A 3,720-nucleotide genomic window follows, 5' to 3' on the forward strand; every position below is an offset into this window, starting at 1 on the left:
GTCCTACATCAGCAACATCGTTATCTGAACAACCAACCAGCGTAGTAGCAAGCAATGCACTTAACAGCATCTTTTTCATTATTTTTGTCCTTAACTAGGAAAGATATTGATGAAATCTATCAGAGGTTTGCAACTAAAACAAAATTTAGCCAAGGAAAGGTCTACGTACGCTAGGTTTGTTGTGGGCTTCATGCTAATGTACTGCTCTAAACGAAATGATGAGTTAGAGTGACCATACTTTCTCCCAATATGACTTTATATGGCTTGTCGCTCTGTCTAAGCTTCACTCTATGTGAGAATGAAATACTCTGCACATTTCGTTTTGCAACTAAGGTATCAAAATGAATGAACAACAGTTAGCCAGTATCGAGCGTAAAAATACATGGCTGTATGATCTGGTTGAAGTTGAATTTCCAACACCAGAGAGTCTGAAAGGGCGTGATGTCTATTTCAAAGCACTAGAACAAGCAACCTATCAAGTGGTCGACAAAGACACGCTACTTGAGAGTAATTCTGAATTTAGCTCTGACGATATTTTTCTGGTCGATTTTCACCGACTTACTATCATGTTTTCTGTCCTGCAGTCTCAGCGTTGGGATCAACAGTACGATAAAGATATGATTGTGGAATATCTCACTCAGATAATTCTAACGCCAGATTTTGAATTATATGTTGGTTTTAAATCTGGAGCTCCAATTGGTGCCGCTATTATTAGCCACCTGGAAGGAAACACGCTTATCTCTGATGTCGCGGTTTCTGAATCAAAATACAAGAGTTCGTTTGTGGCGGATCTTGCTAAAAGACTAAGTACCGAACACAAGCTTTTAGATTCGGTGATTATTGAAAGCTAATTTGCGCACTCAAATGCATAAAAAGCAAAGCAAGATGACGATAGGTGATCTTGCTTAGAAAAACTGTAATTGCTCCCCTCTATTTCCATGAAATGCCAAGCTCGTCGTTTCAACAATCCCAAACTTAAATAAGATTAAGCCAACATTTTTAAAATCAGCTAGGGCATTAGCCTTTAAGATGTCTGGAGATGGCTATGGCAATTACCAATATTAAGTGCGTGATATTTGATTGTGATGGTACGTTGGTCGATAGTGAACGATTGTGTTGCCAAGCTCTCGTCAATGTATTTAACCTGCATGGCGCAGAATTAACGATGGAAGAGTGCGTTTCTCATTTTAAAGGAGGAAAGCTCGCTGACATCCTTTTAGATACTAAAGAGCTGAAAGATATCAAAGTCCCTATTGATGTCTTAGAGCCGCAATACCGTGAAGAAGTCCAGTCTCTTTTTGTTCGCCACTTACAGCCGATGGATGGCGCAAAGCGATTAATTCAGTTTTTAGATTCGCATAATATCGAATATTGTGTCGCGTCCAATGGGCCGAAAGATAAAATAGAATACGCATTGGAGTTAACAGGATTGCTCGATGCTTTCCAGGGGAAAGTGTTCTCTGCATTCGATGCGAATAGTTGGAAGCCTGAACCTGACTTAATTATGTACAGTGCAATGAGCATGGGCTTTTTATCGAGCGACTGTCTTTATATTGATGACACACCTAAAGGCGTAGAAGCGGGATTAAACGCTGGCATTAAAACCGTACAGCTATTTAATGGTGAGGCAATCAATCGTGTTGATGATGAACGCGTAATTCGCATTCAACATTTAGATGAATTAAAAGAGCAGCTATTTAGCTGCTCTGTTTAATCTCTTAATGGCACACCGTACTTAAGCTATGGATATGTTTAAGTTTGGACTGTAGGTAAGGGGTTTGATGTAGGCATTGGATGGATGAGAAGCTTTTTGTATGAAATCCGCAAGCAGCGCATGTGAATTTCTCTCCATCCGATGAAATGAGATATTCATCCCCCTGGCAGAGAGGGCAACTTAGGTTTTCGATGTCTTTTGTATCTTTGTAATTATTCATATTGTTTTCCAGCAGCAAATTGGAATTGGCAGGATTAAGCATAGCGGAACGCTTTGTTTATGAACATTATTTCATCAGGTACAGCGAGAACTTGAGATTCACTTCAAATATCCACTTGTGTGTAGTAGAAAATATCGACGATAACGGCTGAAAACGGTTTAAAGAAAAGGGCTCCTGAGGAGCCCTTGTTGATCATAAATGCTGCAAAGTTATGCTGTGCGGTAGCGTTGTAATACCTCACCAAGAGACACTGACGCCTGAGTGAGATTAGCTACCCCTACGGTAGATTGCTCTGCAACTTCTCTGATTGTGCTCGACTGGCTGCGAATTTCTGAAAGCTCAGATGCAATATCGTTGGCGACTGCGCTTTGTTCTTCTGCTGAGGTGGAAATTTGGATACTCATGTCCATCAATGAGCGTGCGGATTCAGCAATAGACGTCACATCATGACCAATTTCATCAATAAGCTGGCTACTGGTTTGCGCTTGTTGAACGGTTCGGTCAGTGATTGAAGCAATGTTCTGGCTCTCGGTTTGTAGTTTCTCAATCATGGCTTGAATTTCTACTGTTGCCTGTTGAGTTCGGCTTGCCAATGTACGCACCTCATCAGCAACCACAGCAAATCCACGACCTTGCTCCCCGGCGCGTGCCGCTTCAATTGCCGCATTCAGAGCCAATAGGTTGGTTTGTTCTGAAATGGCATTGATCGTTGTGATAACGTCATTAATCTGCGTCGTGTTTTCATTTAAATTGGTTACTGATGTGGAAGCCTGTTCAATATAGCTGGATAACGTCTCAATTTCTCCAATCACATTTTGCACGCGATTTCTGCTTAGCTCGATCTTTTGAGCATCCTGATCGGATTGCATCGTCGCTTGTTGGGAAATGCTGGATACTTCTTTTGCAGAGGCTGTCATTTCTTCCATTGCTGTCGCGACGGAATCGAGTGTTTGATATTGATGAGATATCTGCGTTTCGCTCAACTGCATATCTTTTTCGAATGCAGAAGATGTCTCACTCAATGTAGTCGCATTATTTTTCACACTGTTAACCAGTTCACTTAAGGTGTCCATAGATTTATCTAACGCGCAACCAATGGTGCCAAACTCGTCTCGGCCAGGATGAAAACCAAGGCGAGAGGTTAAATCACCTTCACCAATTTTTTCGGTTGTCGTATATAAAACCCACAGGGCGCCTCCTATAAAGGTCGCAACCCAGTAAGAGAAAAGGGCAAAAGGAACAACCCATAAAAAGCTGAGTAACAGAGAGGTTAAGGCTGACGACTTTGCAGATTCGTATTGCGCGGATACGTTTTGAGTCAACTTAATCACTTCGCCAGAATGCAACTTTGCATAAGCGGTGACAGAGCCATCAACAAAAGAGCTCTCGCTTACGCGACTTGATTTCGATACGCCGTCAATTTGTGGAACATGACCTGGTTGAGCGTCAACAATACCAGAAAGTTTCGCTTCGCTAGCAGAAATCGCTTGTTGTTTAAATTGTTGTATTTCATTGAAGTAGCGGCTTCCAGCCACAGAAGTGAGGGCTACTAAAAACAGCAGGAATATAACCCACATTTTGTCGTTGATAGACATCTTGATAAACAGCCTGTCTATCGTTCTAAACTCAACTTCTCTCATTTAAAGCTCCATTAGAGATAAAAGATATTGACCAAATCTATTGCTATATCGAAACAAAATATGCGAAGTTAATCAGCAAAATATGTAACGAAAACTAAATTTAGTTTAAGAAATGAGATCTAAGGACGCCTATAACGGTATGTTAT

General features: G+C 41.2%; 3 protein-coding genes. 2 read left to right on the top strand and 1 reads right to left on the bottom strand.

From position 1 onward, the window contains the following. Positions 1 to 341 precede the first annotated feature (341 nt). Both CAG69_RS21085 and CAG69_RS21090 read left to right on the top strand, forming a co-directional pair. A complete protein-coding gene (locus tag CAG69_RS21085) occupies positions 342 to 851 on the top strand; it encodes a hypothetical protein (RefSeq protein ID WP_006742250.1) in 510 nt (169 codons plus the stop codon). Between the two features lie 194 nt (positions 852 to 1,045). Next, positions 1,046 to 1,714 carry an HAD-IA family hydrolase gene (locus tag CAG69_RS21090; RefSeq protein WP_161446076.1) on the top strand — a complete coding sequence of 223 codons (669 nt, stop codon included), beginning with the start codon at positions 1,046 to 1,048 and terminating at the stop codon, positions 1,712 to 1,714. A gap of 429 nt (positions 1,715 to 2,143) precedes the next feature. On the opposite strand, the gene CAG69_RS21095 is transcribed toward CAG69_RS21090, so the two are convergent. Next, on the bottom strand, positions 2,144 to 3,574 hold the full coding sequence (locus CAG69_RS21095) for a methyl-accepting chemotaxis protein (RefSeq protein WP_161446078.1): 1,431 nt from the start codon (positions 3,572 to 3,574) through the stop codon (positions 2,144 to 2,146). Positions 3,575 to 3,720: the final 146 nt, after the last annotated feature.

The organism is Vibrio sp. V43_P6S15P86 (assembly GCF_009904725.1).
GTDB lineage: Bacteria > Pseudomonadota > Gammaproteobacteria > Enterobacterales > Vibrionaceae > Vibrio > Vibrio diabolicus.

Excerpts from the sequence above, each read along its gene's own strand:
- CAG69_RS21095 (WP_161446078.1), bottom strand. The coding sequence starts at position 3,574 with ATGAGAGAAGTTGAGTTTAGAACGATAGACAGGCTGTTTATCAAGATG.
- CAG69_RS21090 (WP_161446076.1), top strand. The coding sequence starts at position 1,046 with ATGGCAATTACCAATATTAAGTGCGTGATATTTGATTGTGATGGTACG.
- CAG69_RS21085 (WP_006742250.1), top strand. The coding sequence starts at position 342 with ATGAATGAACAACAGTTAGCCAGTATCGAGCGTAAAAATACATGGCTG.